14 protein-coding genes are annotated in these 14,986 nt (G+C 64.8%); 9 read left to right on the forward strand and 5 right to left on the reverse strand.

Annotated features, from left to right (window positions below; all coding sequences use genetic code 11):
- Positions 1-140: 140 nt before the first annotated feature.
- From QDT69_RS08505 to ppx, 4 genes are all read left to right on the forward strand, one after another.
- Positions 141-683, forward strand: a complete 543-nt coding sequence (locus QDT69_RS08505) for a CDP-alcohol phosphatidyltransferase family protein (protein WP_095734275.1) — start codon at positions 141-143, stop codon at positions 681-683.
- Positions 684-758: 75 nt separating this feature from the next.
- On the forward strand, positions 759-1,436 hold the full coding sequence (locus QDT69_RS08510; RefSeq protein WP_279706130.1) for a DnaA/Hda family protein: 678 nt from the start codon (positions 759-761) through the stop codon (positions 1,434-1,436).
- 131 nt (positions 1,437-1,567) lie between these two features.
- On the forward strand, positions 1,568-3,772 hold the full coding sequence (locus QDT69_RS08515) for an RNA degradosome polyphosphate kinase (protein WP_279706131.1): 2,205 nt from the start codon (positions 1,568-1,570) through the stop codon (positions 3,770-3,772).
- 12 nt (positions 3,773-3,784) lie between these two features.
- Entirely contained in the window at positions 3,785-5,287 is a 1,503-nt protein-coding gene (gene ppx, locus QDT69_RS08520; RefSeq protein WP_279706132.1) for an exopolyphosphatase, read from the forward strand.
- A gap of 12 nt (positions 5,288-5,299) precedes the next feature.
- On the opposite strand, the gene QDT69_RS08525 is transcribed toward ppx, so the two are convergent.
- Both QDT69_RS08525 and ndk read right to left on the reverse strand, forming a co-directional pair.
- On the reverse strand, positions 5,300-6,139 hold the full coding sequence (locus tag QDT69_RS08525) for a TerC family protein (RefSeq protein ID WP_279706133.1): 840 nt from the start codon (positions 6,137-6,139) through the stop codon (positions 5,300-5,302).
- A gap of 115 nt (positions 6,140-6,254) precedes the next feature.
- Entirely contained in the window at positions 6,255-6,677 is a 423-nt protein-coding gene (gene ndk, locus QDT69_RS08530) for a nucleoside-diphosphate kinase (RefSeq protein WP_229198738.1), read from the reverse strand.
- Positions 6,678-7,026: 349 nt separating this feature from the next.
- Here ndk and QDT69_RS08535 point away from each other — a divergent pair, with 349 nt between their 5' ends.
- The 3 genes from QDT69_RS08535 (at position 7,027) to QDT69_RS08545 (ending at position 9,657) form a co-directional block, all read left to right on the forward strand.
- The gene (locus tag QDT69_RS08535) at positions 7,027-7,293 is read left to right on the forward strand and encodes a hypothetical protein (protein WP_050627571.1); all 267 of its coding nucleotides are present in this window, start codon (positions 7,027-7,029) and stop codon (positions 7,291-7,293) included.
- A gap of 221 nt (positions 7,294-7,514) precedes the next feature.
- Complete coding sequence (locus QDT69_RS08540; protein WP_279706134.1) at positions 7,515-7,685, forward strand: hypothetical protein; 171 nt, start codon at positions 7,515-7,517, stop codon at positions 7,683-7,685.
- 109 nt (positions 7,686-7,794) lie between these two features.
- The gene (locus QDT69_RS08545) at positions 7,795-9,657 is read left to right on the forward strand and encodes an ABC-F family ATP-binding cassette domain-containing protein (protein WP_279706135.1); all 1,863 of its coding nucleotides are present in this window, start codon (positions 7,795-7,797) and stop codon (positions 9,655-9,657) included.
- 19 nt (positions 9,658-9,676) lie between these two features.
- On the opposite strand, the gene QDT69_RS08550 is transcribed toward QDT69_RS08545, so the two are convergent.
- The 3 genes from QDT69_RS08550 to QDT69_RS08560 form a co-directional block, all read right to left on the reverse strand.
- Positions 9,677-10,243: a hypothetical protein gene (locus tag QDT69_RS08550; RefSeq protein ID WP_279706136.1), complete on the reverse strand. Its 567-nt coding sequence runs from the start codon at positions 10,241-10,243 to the stop codon at positions 9,677-9,679.
- A gap of 103 nt (positions 10,244-10,346) precedes the next feature.
- Positions 10,347-10,799, reverse strand: coding sequence for a DNA polymerase III subunit chi (locus tag QDT69_RS08555; protein WP_279706137.1), 453 nt, complete (start codon positions 10,797-10,799; stop codon positions 10,347-10,349).
- 15 nt (positions 10,800-10,814) lie between these two features.
- Positions 10,815-12,317, reverse strand: a complete 1,503-nt coding sequence (locus QDT69_RS08560) for a leucyl aminopeptidase (protein WP_279706138.1) — start codon at positions 12,315-12,317, stop codon at positions 10,815-10,817.
- A gap of 369 nt (positions 12,318-12,686) precedes the next feature.
- Between QDT69_RS08560 and lptF the strand changes: the two genes are divergently transcribed.
- Positions 12,687-13,853 carry an LPS export ABC transporter permease LptF gene (gene lptF / locus QDT69_RS08565; protein WP_050425932.1) on the forward strand — a complete coding sequence of 389 codons (1,167 nt, stop codon included), beginning with the start codon at positions 12,687-12,689 and terminating at the stop codon, positions 13,851-13,853.
- A complete protein-coding gene (gene lptG, locus QDT69_RS08570; RefSeq protein WP_279706139.1) occupies positions 13,850-14,947 on the forward strand; it encodes an LPS export ABC transporter permease LptG in 1,098 nt (365 codons plus the stop codon). The genes lptF and lptG overlap by 4 nt, the downstream gene beginning before the upstream one ends.
- Positions 14,948-14,986: the final 39 nt, after the last annotated feature.

A 14,986-nucleotide genomic window follows, 5' to 3' on the forward strand; every position in this document is an offset into this window, starting at 1 on the left:
GGGCTGGTTACGAGGAATTCCGCCCCCGCGCAATGGCTCGCGGCGATGCTGCCGCGATACTATGTAGATAACACCCGGCCGTCGCGCAAAAGAGCCGGATATCGAGTAAAATCAGGCTTCTAGCCGGGAAGCGACTCAACTTGAGCATACCGAACATCATTACCCTCGGCCGCATCATCCTGGTGCCGGTGATCGTCTGGGCCATCGTGTCCAGCCAGATGGAGATCGCTTTCGCGATCTTCGTGATCGCCGGCGTGTCGGACGCGGTCGACGGTTTCCTCGCCAAGCGCTTCAACATGACGAGCGAGCTCGGCGCCCTGCTCGACCCGCTCGCCGACAAGGCGCTGCTGGTGTCGATCTATGTCGCGCTCGGAATCTGGGGCGCGGTGCCGCGCTGGATCGTGATTCTCGTGGTGTCGCGCGACATCATGATCGTCTCCGCCGTGATTGTGTCATGGTTGTTCGACAAGCCGGTCGAGATGAAGCCGCTGATGGTGTCGAAGCTGAACACGGTGGCGCAGGTCGGCTTCGCGGCGTTGGTGCTGGCCTCGCTCGGCTTCGGCTTCGAGCCGCATCCCTACGACTGGATCCTGATGGGCCTCGTCACGATCTTTACTTTGGGCTCGGTGTCCCTCTATCTCGTGGAGTGGGTGCGGCACATGAGCACGATCGAGGCTCGGTAGAGCATGATCCGCAGATCGGTTCTCGCGCGACAAACGCGAAGCGTTTGCGCGGATTAGAGTGGTTTGGAGACTTGTGTGGCCAGTAGCGTTCAACCTCGTCAATTGGCCTTGGCCTTGCCGCACGAGGAGAAACTGACCCGCGACGATTTCCTCGAAGGGCCTGCCAATGAAGCCGCGCTGGCGCTAATCGACGGCTGGCCCGACTGGCCGAATCGAATCATGCTGCTGGTGGGCCCCGACGGCTCCGGCAAGAGCCACCTCGCCGCGATCTGGGCCGAGAGCGCCGGCGCACGCGCGACCGCGGCGCATGCGCTGACCGCCGACACCGTGCCGGCAGCGCTCGCGACCGGTGCGCTGGTGGTCGAGGATCTGAGGCCGTCGGATTTCGACGAGCGCGCGATGTTTCATCTGATGAATCTGGCGCGTCAGGACGATGCCTACGTGCTGATCACGGCCCGCTTGCCGCCGTCGGCGTTCGAGATCGAGCTGCGCGACCTGCGGTCCCGGCTCCGCGCGGTGCCGACGGTGACGTTGCTGCCGCCCGACGACCAGCTGTTCCGCGGCCTGATCGTCAAGTTCTGCGCCGACCGCCAGATGAGCGTGGACGAGCCGCTGGTCAGCTACCTGACAAACCGGATCGAGCGCTCCTATGCCGCCGTCCGCCAGGCGGTCGAGCTGCTGGATACCGAGGCGCTGCGGCTCGGCCGGCCGGTGACCCGGGCGCTGGCGGCCGAACTGTTGCGGGACGCCTGAGCGGACCTGCGGCTTGACGGCGCGGGCCGGCGGAACATCAATGTCATCGAAACGTCATCGCAATATCACATGGTCTCTGCGGCCTTCGGTTAGACCGCTCCGGCCCCTGCCCCGAATTGGACCAGCACTTGATGGACTCGGCACAAGCACCTGAAATCAAAGAGAAAGAGGCGGAACTCCCGCCCGTCCCCGCGATCGCTACCAGTCCCGAGCGATTCATCAACCGGGAGCTCTCCTGGCTGCACTTCAACCGGCGGGTGCTCGAGGAATCGGTCAACACAGGCCATCCCGTGCTGGAGCGGGTCCGCTTCCTGTCGATTTCGGCGAACAATCTCGACGAGTTCTTCATGGTCCGCGTCGCCGGTATCAAGGCGCAGGTCCGTGAGGGCATCGCCGAGCGCAGCCCGGACGGCCTGCTCCCGGCCGAGCAGCTCGTGATGATCAACAAGACGGTCTCGCAGCTCGCCTCCGACCAGCAGGCGATCTGGAGCGACCTGCGCGATATCCTCTCCAAGGTCGGCATCCAGCTGGTCGATGGGCGCGATGTCACCAGGTCCGAGCGCGCCTGGATCGAGGATCACTTCCTCCACAGCATCTTCCCGCTGCTGACCCCGCTGGCGATCGACCCCGCGCATCCGTTCCCGTTCATCCCGAATCTCGGCTTCACGGTCGCGCTGCAATTGTCGCGGATCGCCGACGGCAAGGCGATGAACGCGCTGATCCGCATGCCCGGCAAGATCGACCGCTTCCTCCGCATTCCCTCGACGAAGGAAGGCGCGCCGGCGCGGCTGATCACGCTCGAGCAGGCCACCGGTCTGTTCATCGGCCGCCTGTTCCCCGGCTACACCGTCAAGGGCCAGGGCGCATTCCGCATCATCAGGGACTCCGAACTCGAAATCGAGGAAGAGGCCGAAGACCTCGTTCGCCTGTTCGAGACTGCCCTCAAGCGCCGCCGGCGCGGGTCGGTGATCCGGCTCGAGATCGAGGCCTCGATGCCCGAAGAGCTGCGCGTCTTCGTGCAGCACGCCCTGTCGGCAGCGGACGATGAGGTGATCCTGGTCGACGGCGTGCTCGCGATGAATGAGCTGTCGCAGCTCACCCGCCTCAATCGCCCCGATCTCGAATTCCCGCCCTATGTGCCGCGCCATCCCGAGCGCGTGCGCGACCATGGCGGCGACATCTTTGCCGCTATCAGGCAGAAGGACCTCGTGGTCCACCACCCCTACGAATCCTTCGACGTCGTCGTCCAGTTCCTGCAACAGGCAGCGCGCGATCCCGACGTGGTCGCGATCAAGCAGACGCTGTATCGCACCTCGAACAACTCGCCGATCGTGCGTGCGCTCGCCGAGGCCGCCGAAGCCGGCAAGTCGGTGACCGCGCTGATCGAACTCAAGGCGCGGTTCGACGAGGAAGCCAACATCCGCTGGGCGCGCGACCTCGAACGCGCCGGCGTCCAGGTGGTCTACGGCTTCATCGAACTGAAGACGCATGCCAAGCTGTCGATGGTGGTGCGCCGCGAGGGCGGCAACCTCACCACCTATGTGCACACCGGCACCGGCAATTATCATCCGGTCACCGCGCGCATCTACACCGACCTCTCCTATTTCACCTCGGATCCGATCATCGGCCGCGACGTCGCGCGGGTGTTCAACTACATCACCGGCTATGCCGAGCCGAGCGACATCGAGAAGATGGCGGTGTCGCCGCTGACGCTGCGCAAGCGGATCATCGAGCACATCCATGGCGAGATCGCCCACGTCAAGCACGGCCGGCCCGGCGCGGTCTGGATGAAAATGAATGCGCTGGTCGACCCCGACATCATCGACGCACTGTATGAGGCCTCGCAGGCCGGCGTCTCGGTCGAGCTCGTGGTGCGCGGCATCTGCTGCCTGCGGCCCGGGCTGCCCGGATTGTCGGAGAACATCCGCGTCAAATCGGTGATCGGCCGGTTCCTGGAACACGGCCGAATTTATTGCTTCGGCATGGGCCAGGGCCTGCCGAGCACAAAAGCTGCTGTGTATATCTCGTCCGCCGACATGATGCCGCGCAACCTCGACCGCCGCGTCGAGGTTCTCTGTCCGCTGCAAAATCCCACGGTGCATCAGCAGGTTCTCGAACAGATCATGGTCGCGAACCTGAAGGACACCGAGCAGAGCTGGCAATTGTTGCCCGACGGATCGTCAACGCGTATGAAGGCCGCGAAAGGCGAAGAGCCTTTCAACCTGCATGACTATTTTATGACAAATCCGAGTCTGTCCGGCCGTGGTAAGTCTCTCAAGGAATCTTCACCGCGCCGTCTCACGCGTCGCAACGAGCGTCAGCAGCCATCGTCTTAAGGGGGCCTTACGGTGAAGCGGCCGCGGAAGCGCGCTTCCAGCGTCGCTGTGATCGATATCGGCTCGAACTCGGTTCGTCTCGTGGTTTACGAGTCGATGGCGCGCAGCCTCATCACCATCTTCAACGAGAAGGCGCTGTGCGGGCTCGGGCGCGAGGTGCAGAGCACCGGCCTGCTCGCAACCGATGCGGTCAACAAGGCGCTCACCGCGCTGCGCCGCTTTCGTGCGCTGTGCAGGATCCAGCAGGTCGGCCGCGTCTACGCGATCGCGACCGCCGCCTGCCGCGACGCCAAGAACGGTCCGGACTTCATCGCCAAGGCCGAGCGGATCTGCGGCGCCAAGATCGAGATTCTCACCGGACCGCGTGAAGCGAAGCTGTCGGCGCTCGGCGTCGTCTCGGGCATACACAATCCGAACGGCATCGTCGGCGATCTCGGCGGCGGCTCGCTCGAGCTGATCGACGTCAAGGGCAACCGTGTACGCAGCGGCGTGACTCTGCCGCTCGGCAGCCTCGCGCTGCAGGACCTCTCGAACAAATCGCTCAAGCGCGCCGAACGCATCGTCAAGAACGAGCTGCTCGGCGTCGCCCAGCTCAAGACCGGCCGCGGCCGCACCTTCTACGCGGTCGGCGGCACCTGGCGCGCGCTCGCGCGCATCCACATCATCCAGAGCGGCTATCCGCTCAAGGTGATGCACGGCTATTCGATTCCTGCCGTCGACGCGCTCGACTTCGCGCAGCGGCTGCGGCGGCTCGCGGCCACCAACATGCTGGCCAACATCGAATCGATCGCCGATGCGCGGCGGCCGCTGCTCGCCTATGCCGCGCTCGTGCTCGAATACATCATCCGCGTCGCGCAGCCGAAGACCATCGTGTTCTCGACCTTCGGCGTGCGCGAGGGCCTGCTCTACGAGATGCTGCCGCCGGCCGAGCGGGCCAAGGACGGGCTGGCCTGCGCCGCCCAGAACCTCAACGAATTGCTGTCGCGCTCCGCCCGCCACGCCCAGGAACTGACCGCCTGGACCGACCGCCTGGTGCGCGTCGTCAGGCTGCGCGAGACCGAGGAAGACCGCCGGCTGCGTCACGTCGCCTGCCTGCTCTCCGACATCGGCTGGCGGGTGCATCCCGATCATCGCGGCGAGGAAACCCTCAGCCTGATCATGAACGGCAATTTCGGCTCGATCACGCATCAGGGGCGTGCCTTCGTCGCGCTCTCGGTGTTCTATCGCTACGCCGGCCTCAGTGAGGAAAACGAACCGCCGCCGCAGATCCGTGCGCTGGTGACGCCGGCGATGGACGAGCGCGCGCGCGTGCTCGGCGCTGCGTTCCGCGTCGCGCATCTGATCACGGCGGCGCGCACCGGCGTGCTGCCGGCAACTCATTTCCGCACCCAGGGCCGCAAGCTGATGCTGGTGTTCGAGCACCGGATGGTTGATCTGGTCGCCGATCGCGTCGGCAGCCGCTTCAGGCAATTGGCGCGGCTGGTCGGGCGCGCCGGCTCGATCGTGCGGCGCTAGAGAAAATCCCGCTCACGCCGCCTTGGCGGCCTGCTTGGCCTTCCTGAGCGCCTGACGGCGCCAGATCGATCCGACGGCCAGCACCACGATAATGCCGAGCACCGCGAGCGTGATCTCGCCGCCGCTGCCGCCATGCGCGAATTGCGGCGACATCCCGATCGACGTCAGCCAGGAATCGAGCCTGGCGCCGAGCGGTCCGGCGAACAGCGCATCGAGCTTCGGATGCACGGCCGGGTCGGTCGCGATGACGTCACCCGCGATCCAGCCGAGCAGCGCCGCGCCGGCCCAGACCAGGATCGGCAGCTTGGTGAGCAGCGCCATGATCAGCGCCGCGCCGGCAACGATCAGGGGAACGCTGATCGCAAGGCCGAGCACCAGCAGCGGCACGCTGCCGTTTGCGGCGGCCGCCACCGCGATCACATTGTCGAGGCTCATCACGATATCGGCGACGACGACGATCTGAACCGCGGCCCACAGATGCGAGGCCGCATGCACGCTGTCCTCGTCCTCCTGCTCCGGCACCAAGAGCTTGGCGGCGATCACGATCAGCGCCAGTCCGCCGACGAGCTTCAGGTAAGGAAGCTCCATCAGGCTGGCGACGATGCCGGTGAAGATGACGCGCAGCAGCACCGCCGCGGCGGCGCCGAGAATCATGCCCCACAGACGCTGGCGCGGTGCGAGCCCGCGGCAGGCCATCGCGATCACGAGCGCGTTGTCGCCCGACAGCAGGACGTTGATCCAGATGATCTTGCCGACGGCGACCCAGAAGGTCGGCGTCGCCATCTCGTTCTTGAACTCGGTGAAGAACGCGCCGATGTACGCCGGATCAAAGATCTGCCACAGCCAGTCCACAGCGAGTCCTATTCGTCGGCCTTGCGGCCGCCCCTGGCGGCGGTCGTCCGCCGCTCCCCAGTTTATTTCGACACGGTCTCCTCCAGGAGACCGTGTCACTTTCAGTTGTACGTCGTTAGCCGACGATTTCGTTACCGGCGAAGAACTGCGCGATCTCGATCACCGCGGTCTCCGGCGCATCCGAACCGTGCACCGAGTTCTCGCCGATCGACTTCGCATAGAGCTTGCGGATGGTGCCTTCGGCGGCCTTCGACGGATCGGTCGCGCCCATCACGTCGCGATACTTCAGGATGGCGCCCTCGCCTTCCAGCACCTGGACCACGACAGGGCCCGAGGTCATGAAGTCGACCAGCTCGCCGAAGAACGGGCGTGCCTTGTGGACGGCGTAGAAGGTCTCGGCCTGGCCGCGGGTCATCTGGATGCGCTTCTGCGCCACGATCCGCAGGCCCGCCTTCTCGATCACCGCATTGACCGCGCCGGTCAGGTTGCGCTCTGTGGCATCGGGCTTGATGATCGAAAAGGTGCGTTCAATCGCCATGATTTCGTCCTTGTAAACGGTGGCTGGGAGTTGCCGGGGCTTATATCGGCGCGATGGGGTAACGGCAAGCGACCCTGTGACGCGTTAGCCTTTAGTTTTGATGGATTTTCGCGGCGAAAACCGTCGCCCAAGCGGTCTCCGGACAGGTGCGCTCGGCTGGCTTACCGCGATTTCACCTAGGTGAACCCATTCTGTCAGCGCCGTGCCGCTGCCGTTCAGCTCCACCCGCATAGGCTGTTCACTGATCGGACGCCTTGCTGGCCCCCCAATCCGCAAGCCTCACAGGACGTCTCGGGAAACGATGTCACCGCGGGCGCGCCGCGCGCGCCCATAGCTCGAGGAGACGATCATGTTACGCAAGATTTCGCTTGCCGCTATTGCCGCAATTTCGCTCGGCGCCGCCGCGCTCGCCCCGACCTCCGCCTCCGCCTGGGGCGGTTGGCACGGCGGCTGGCACGGTGGATGGCACCACGGCTGGTGGGGTGGCCCGCGCGTCATCGTCGGAGGTCCGGCCTACTACGGCGGTTACGGATATGGCTACGGCGGCTGCTACGTGCGTCGCGTGGTGCCGACCCCGTGGGGTCCCCGCTGGCGCCTGGTCAATCGTTGCTACTGATCCATCTGGTCTATCGCCCGCTCCCCTGACTGAACTCAGCCCCGGCCTCGCGCCGGGGCTTTTTTCTGGCCGGGGAACCCAACCCGACGATGCGCCTCACTCCCTCAAAGGCGAGAGTAAGGCGGGCGGGAAACTAAATTCGGGGGTCGCGACTTGTCATGGCGAGGATAACTCGAACATGCGAGGTGGAACTCGCCAAGAGACATACAATGACAATGACAATGACCAAGATCGACAACGATCCCGATCAGCTTGATCGCAAGACCTGCCGTTACATCTGCGACGCCGTGGGTGAACGGCTCCAGCAAAGCTTGCGGCCAGAGCCCGCGCTTTCGTCCCGCCTCCAGCAACTCCTCGAGGAGATGCAACGGCGGGAAAACGATCACCATTAGGTATTGCGGGCTCACCAGCAGCCCCAATTGCGTTTTTGCAACAGCCGTCCGGAGAGATTTTTACAGGTAGACGGGTTGCGTTTGGCAGCGGGTCCGGTGACAACGCTGCATGCTCTCCATCACTGACATCTCAATCCGGATCGCCGGACGGCTGTTGATTGATCACAGTTCTGTGCAAATCGTGCCCGGCGCGCGCGTCGGATTTGTCGGCCGTAACGGCGTTGGCAAGTCGACGCTGTTTCATGCCATCCGCGGCGACCTCCCGACCGAGAGCGGCAGCATCGCGCTGCCGCCGCGCTGGCGGATCGGCAGCTTGGCGCAGGAAGCACCCGACGGGCCGGAAAGCCTGATCAACGTCGTGCTGAAGGCCGACCTCGAGCGCGACGCGCTGCTGCACGAGGCCGAGACCGCGCACGACCCGCATCGGATCGCCGAGATCCAGACCCGGCTGGTCGACATCGACGCCCACTCCGCCCCCGCCCGGGCAGCTGCGATCCTCTCCGGCCTCGGCTTCTCGACCGCAGACCAGGCGCGGCCCTGCGCGGAATTCTCCGGCGGCTGGCGCATGCGCGTCGCGCTGGCGGCGACACTGTTCTCCGCACCCGACCTGCTGCTGCTGGACGAACCGACCAACTATCTCGATCTCGAAGGCACGTTGTGGCTCGAGAACCACCTCGCCAACTATCCGCGTACGGTGATCGTGATCAGCCACGACCGCGATCTGCTGGACACCTCGGTCGATCAGATCCTGCATCTCGATCGCGGCAGGCTGACGCTCTACAAGGGCACCTATTCCTCCTTCGAGGAACAGCGCGCCGCGCGCGAATTGCTCGACGCCAAGCACGCCAAGCGGCAGGCCGATGAGCGCAAGCGCCTGCAGGACTTCGTCGACCGCTTCAAGGCCAAGGCCTCCAAGGCGCGGCAGGCGCAGTCGCGCGTGAAAATGCTGGAGCGGATGAAGCCGATCACCGCGCTGGTGACCCAGGACGTTCACGAGATCTCGTTCCCGGCACCGGAGAAGCTGCTGTCGCCGCCGATCATTGCGGTCGATGACGTCTCGGTCGGCTACGAGCCGGGCAAGCCGGTGCTCAACCGCGTGACGCTGCGCGTCGATACCGACGACCGCATCGCGTTGCTCGGCTCCAACGGCAACGGCAAGTCGACGCTGGTCAAGTTGCTGGCCGGCAAGCTCGCGCCGTTCTCGGGCAGGATCACAAAAGCGGACAAGCTGTCGGTCGGCTATTTCGCCCAGCACCAGGTCGACGAGCTCAATCTCGACGGCTCCCCCTATGATCACATCCGCAAGCTGATGCCCGAGACTCCGGAGAGCAAGGTGCGCGCCCGCGTCGGCGCGATCGGCTTCTCCGGCAAGGCCGGCGACACGCTGGTGAAGAGCCTGTCGGGCGGCGAGAAGGCGCGGCTGCTGCTCGGGCTTGCGACGTTCTATGGCCCCAACATGATCATCCTGGACGAGCCGACCAACCATCTCGACATCGACAGCCGCGCGGCGCTGGCGGAGGCGATCAACGAATTCCCCGGCGCCATCATCATGGTCTCGCACGATCGCTATCTGATCGAGGCCTGCGCCGACCGGTTGTGGGTCGTGGCGAACCAGACCGTCACGGCCTACGACGGCGATCTCGACGAATATCGCCGCATGATCCTGTCGGCCAATGACGGACGGACGGCCTCGCGCGAGCGCGCCAAGGAGCCGACAAAGCCCGAGCGGATCCGCAATGAAAGGCGCGTTTCACCGCGGCAGCGGGTGACGCAAGCCGAGAGCGAGATCGAGCGCATCAACGGCATCATCGCCAAGATCGATACCGCGCTCGCGCTGCCCGATATCTTTACGCGCGATCCCAAGCAGGCTGCGCAGCTGACCAAGGCGCGCGCCGGCGCCGAGAGCGCGCTGCAACGCGCCGAGGAAGAATGGCTGGAGGCCAGCGCCGAACTCGACGAGGCCGCGAACTAGCGTCGTTGCGGGTTGCGGCTCAGCCGTTCGAGGTTGCCGCCGACTTTTTCGGCTTCTTCTTTGGCTTCGCAGCCTTCGGCTCCGGCGCGGGATCAGGACCACGCTCGACCGACGTAAGGCGCCCCCCGGAGAACGTATAGATGCCGGCGCGTGCGCCACGCGACCAGGTCACCACCGCGACGCGTTCGCCGCCAGGTCCGTTCGACAGGTTCACGCTATCGGGGGCGCCGATGCCGCGCACGACGTCGCATTCGGTGTGGCCGAGTGCGACGCTGCCGCCCATCGGCTGCGGCGGCGGGGCACCGGGAGCCTGCGCGTTCGCATCGGCAGCGCCCGGCGGGGGCGCCATGCCTGGACAGCTGCCGTCGGCACTGACGAGGTCGTCGTTGGTCACCGGCTTGTCCGGCGTCAGGGGCGGCGATTCGATCGAGATGTTGCGGATGAATACCCGTCCGGGCCGCGAGAACCAGTCTGCATCACGCGAGAAAATGTCGGATGCGCTTGAACAGCCGGCAAGGCCAGGTGCAAGCAACAGCAGGGCCAGCAGCGACTTCCGACTGAATGTTCCGTCTCGCACGATCGACAAGGCTCCTAACCCCACTACCTAAGGGGTTGTCCGAACATCACTTTGCGGCATGACCGTGACCCGCCCCGGGAAACGTCGAATTATCATTAATTAGTCGATATCGCTATTGGCGCCGCTGCCAGCGTCCCCGCTCGTCGGTCTGCCAATAGGTGACCTCGAAGCCCCGTGCCTTGCAGGCGGTCCAGCTCTCCCTGGCCGCGGCCACCGCGTCGGGATCGTCGCCGTTGAACACGAGGACCACCCGCTCGTAGCTGTCGCAGTCGGCCGGCAGCGCCGCGTTGTCGACCAGGAATCGGACATTGGCCCGGTTCGGATTATCTTCCTCGATCGACAGGATGATCGGCTGGTCCTGTGCATCGGCAACGCGCGCGCTCGCGTGCGGGAGGAATGAATCGTCGCTGTAGGTCCACAGATGCGCGTCGAGCGTCTCGGCGCGCTCCTGCGACGTCGATTGCACGACCACGCGCCAGCCGCGCTCGAGTGACTTCTCAAGCAGCGGCGGCAACACGGTCTCCAGCGTCATGTTCTGCAGATGGTAGAACAGAACCTCGGTCATGCGACGGCTGACACTCTACTTCTTGGCTTCGTAATAATCGGAGACCAGTCGCTCGAGCAGCCGGACGCCGTAGCCCGAGCCCCAGCTCTGGTTGATCTCGGTCTTCGGCGCGCCCATCGCGGTGCCGGCGATGTCGAGATGGGCCCAGGGCGTGCCGTCGACGAAGCGCTGCAGGAATTGCGCGGCCGTGATCGAGCCACCATTGCGCCCGCCGGTGTTCTTCATGTCGGCGAATTGCGAGTCGATCTGCTTGTCGTATTCGGGACCCAGCGGCATGCGCCACACCTTCTCCCCGGTCTCCAGGCCGACCTTCGCGAGACGCTCGGCGAGTTCGTCATTGTTGGAGAACATGCCGGCGTGATCGGTGCCGAGTGCGACCATGATCGCTCCGGTCAGCGTTGCCAGATCGACCATGAACTTCGGCTTGCACTTCTTGGCGACGTACCAGAGCACGTCGGCGAGCACGAGGCGCCCCTCGGCGTCGGTGTTGATGATTTCGATGGTCTGGCCGGACATCGAGGTGACGATGTCGCCCGGACGCTGCGCATTGCCGTCGGGCATGTTCTCGACGAGGCCGATGGCGCCGACGGCGTTGACGCGGGCCTTGCGCGCCGCGAGCGCGTGCATCAGCCCGACCACGCAGGCTGCGCCGCCCATGTCACCCTTCATATCCTCCATGCCGCCGGCCGACTTGATCGAGATACCGCCGGTGTCGAAGCAGACGCCCTTGCCGACGAACGCGACCGGCGCCTCGCTCTTCTTGCCGCCGTTCCAGCGCATGATCACGGTGCGGCTGGGCCGCACCGAGCCCTGCCCGACGCCGAGCAGCGCACCCATGCCGAGCTTGGTCATCGCCTTGACGTCGAGGACCTCGACGGTGACGCCGAGCTTGCGGAGCTGGCTGGCGCGGCGCGCGAACTCCTCGGGGTACAGCACGTTCGGCGGCTCGTTGACGAGTTCACGCGCGAGATTGACGCCGTCGACGATCGACGATTCGGGTGCGAACGTCTTCTTCGCAGAGGCGACGTCGTCGACCGCGATCGAGACCTCGGCCCGCACGGCGCCGTCCTCGCCGTCCTTCTTCTTGGTCTTGTAGCGGTCGAACTTGTAGGCCCGCAGGCGGATGCCGGTGGCAATCGTGGCTGCCTGGCCGGCGGTCATTGCAGCATCGGGCAGTTCCGCGAGGACGGTCATCGCGGCGCTGCCAGCATTGAGCTTGCCGGCCACCACGCCGCCGAATTTGAGAAGATCCTTCTCCTTGAGGTCGGCCGCCTTGCCGGTGCCGATCACGATCAGCCGGTCGACCTTGATTCCCTCCGGCGCCAGGATGTCCAGGGCTGCCCCGCTCTTGCCCTTGAACTGGTTGGCGGCGGCCGCCCGCTTGACCGTCTCAGCCGCGGCTCCCAGCACCTTCCTTGTGGCAGCCCCCAGCTTCAATTGCTCGTCGCAAAAGGCGACCAGGATGCCGCGAGCGGACGCGGAGAATGGGACAAAGCCGACCTTGACGGCGTCGGACATAGGAAAATCCTCCAGAACTCAGGGTGTTGCTCGGACCTGAGGCGGTCCTTCCGGCACGCGGGGTGAGCATTGCGATGGCGGTCCGGAACGCCCCGGACCGGGCTTGTGAGACACTATGGCCTGCCGGCTGCGCCGCTGCCAAGCGCCGGAGTGGCCGGAAGGCCACAAAAGCGATTAATTAACCATAAATTAAGCGCGCCTTGGCCCGGCCATTTTGTTGACGGATCAAAGGGATGGTAGTGAGAGTGTGAACAGAGAGTGAGCCGGACGGGTCCGCGGCTCGACCATAGGGGAACCCGGGTTGACGGGATTGGTCGAAAGCCGTGCGTTTGGTTGCGCCATGGGGGACGTGGGGGTCGTGCGGTAGCGATGGGGTCGGTCGACAAGTACATCTTCAAAACGACGCTGGCGTCGTTTGCGCTTGTCCTGGTCAGCCTCACCGGGGTGATCTGGATTACCCAGGCGTTGCGCGGCATCGACCTGATGACCAGCCAGGGTCAGACCATCCTCACCTTTCTCGGCATCACCGGCCTCGTGATCCCTGCCCTCGTCCTGATCATCGCCCCGATCGCACTGATGATCGCGATCTCGCACACGCTGAACAAGCTCGCGACCGATTCCGAGATCATCGTCATGAACGCGGCCGGCTTCTCGCCGTTCCGGCTGTTCTACCCATTCTTCTATGCAACCTGCGTGGTGGCGGCACTGGTCGCCTTCATCGGCGCCTATCTCGCCCCCGACGGCATGCGCCGGATCAAGCAGTGGGATGCCGAGATCACCGCCGACGTCCTGACCAACATCCTGCAACCCGGCCGCTTCGCCCAGCTCGACCAGAACCTGACGATTCGGATCCGCGAGCGCCTGCCCGGCGGCGTGCTCGGCGGTGTTTTCGTCGACGACCGCCGCGATCCGCAGCAGCGCGTCACCATCGTCGCCGACCACGGCACCGTGCTGAAGAACGAGAGCGGCTCGTATCTCGTGCTGGAGGACGGCAATCTCGAACGATTCGAAGTCGGCAAGCGCGATCCGACGCTGGTGGTGTTTCAGCGCTACGCGTTCGACATGTCGAAATTCTCGCAAGGCCGCGACGTCACGCTCGGAATTCGCGAGCGCTACCTCTGGGAGCTGATGTGGCCGGACGAGAACGATCAGACCTATCAGCAGCTGTCAGGCCAGTTCTTCGCGGAGCTGCATGATCGCTTCATGGCACCGCTCTATCCGTTCGCGTTCGCGGCCCTCACCTTTGCTTTCCTCGGCGCGCCGCGCACCACGCGCCAGAGCCGCAATTTCTCGATCGGCGGCTCGGTATTTGCGGTGTTCGGCCTGCGCATGGTCGGATTCGCCTGCTCGGTGGTCGCGGTGAAAACGCCGATCGCAGCGCTCGTGCAATATCTGATGCTGTTCGGCGGCATCGGCGTCGGGCTCTGGATGATCATCGGCGGCGTGGTCGTCGAGCCGCCGCCGCGGCTGATGGAAGCGATCAACAGGAACAACGAACGCATTGCGCGCCTCTTCCGGAGGCCCGCAACCGCATGAGCATGGTCACAAATACGCTCGGCCGCTATTTCGCCGGCCGATTCGTGATCGCAGCGGTCGGCGTGTTCGCGGGCATCTTCGTGCTGCTCGTGCTGGTCGACTATATCGAGATGGTGCGCAAGACGTCGGGCCTAGTCGGCGCCTCCGCCATCACAGTCGCCGAGACCTCGCTGTTCCGCGTGCCGCAATTGCTCGAAAAGCTGATGCCGTTCTGCGTGCTGATCGGGGCGATGACCTGCTATCTCGCGTTGTCGCGGCGGCTGGAGCTCGTGGTGGCGCGCGCCGCCGGCGTCTCGGCTTGGCAATTCATCTCGCCGGCGCTGGCCAGCGCGATCGTGCTCGGCATCTTTGCGACCACCGCCTACAATCCGATCTCGGCCAATCTGCGCGAGCTCTCCAAACGGATGGAGGCCGAACTGTTCGGCTCTGCGCCGGGCGGCGGCATTCAGGACGCGTCGGGCTTCTGGCTCAACCAGATCAATGACGAGGGCCAGGCGATCATCAATGCGGCGCGCAGCGAACAGCAGGGCGTCCGGCTGACCGGCCTCACGGTGTTTCGATTCGATACGGCGTTGCAGTTCAAGGAACGAATCGAGGCCCGCGAAGCGACGCTCGAAGAGGGCCGTTGGGTGTTCACAGGAGTACGCCGATACACCCTCGACAAGGCTCCGGTGGACCAGGACACCTTCTATCTGACCACCACCCTCACCCCGGCACAGGTGCGCAACAGTTTCTCCACCCCCGAAACTGTGTCCTTTTGGCAACTGCCGAACTACATCCGCTCATCGGAGAGCTCAGGGTTCGCGACGGCTGGCTATCGCTTGCAGTATCACAAGCTCATCGCACAGCCGTTTTTGCTGGCTGCGATGGTGATGTTGGCGGCTTCTGTGAGCCTCCGCTTCTTTCGGATGGGCGGCGTGCAGAAGATGGTTTTGAGTGGCGTGGGCGCAGGCTTTCTGCTCTACGTGCTTTCGAAAGTAACTGAAGATTTGAGCAAGGCTGAGTTGATGCATCCCATCGCTGCGGCGTGGTTGCCCGTCGTCGTGGGTAGCCTCACCGGTTTCTTAGCCTTGCTGTACCAGGAGGACGGGTAGTGGCTACTGTCGCCGCCCGCCAGTTGATGTCGCCTGCAT

The organism is Bradyrhizobium sp. CER78, from assembly GCF_029846235.1.
Classification (GTDB): domain Bacteria; phylum Pseudomonadota; class Alphaproteobacteria; order Rhizobiales; family Xanthobacteraceae; genus Bradyrhizobium.